The organism is Alicyclobacillus hesperidum subsp. aegles (genome assembly GCF_027923525.1).
Classification (GTDB): domain Bacteria; phylum Bacillota; class Bacilli; order Alicyclobacillales; family Alicyclobacillaceae; genus Alicyclobacillus; species Alicyclobacillus aegles.
Genome location: NZ_BSBJ01000027.1, coordinates 1 through 302 on the forward strand (window position 1 = coordinate 1; position 302 = coordinate 302).

At 55.6% G+C, this 302-nt stretch carries 1 rRNA gene; it reads right to left on the minus strand.

The features are described from left to right. Positions 1-234 (minus strand): 23S ribosomal RNA (locus tag QMF38_RS09525); the annotation flags it as partial. Positions 235-302: the final 68 nt, after the last annotated feature.

A 302-nucleotide genomic window follows, 5' to 3' on the forward strand; every position in this document is an offset into this window, starting at 1 on the left:
ATCGCGTTCGCTTTCTCTTCCTCGAGGTACTTAGATGTTTCAGTTCCCTCGGTTGCCTCCGTATGCCTATGTGTTCAGCATCCGGTACTAGCGCTTCCCGCTAGTGGGTTCCCCCATTCGGACATCCACGGATCCATGCTCGCGTACAGCTCCCCGTGGCATTTCGGTGTTCGCCCCGTCCTTCTTCGGCTCTTGGCGCCTAGGCATCCTCCGTGCGCTCTTCCTAACTTCACCGTCCATGACTTCCGTCATGTCACCTGTTCCAATCCTCGGTTACCAGGTTGCAAGGTCATTTCATATGC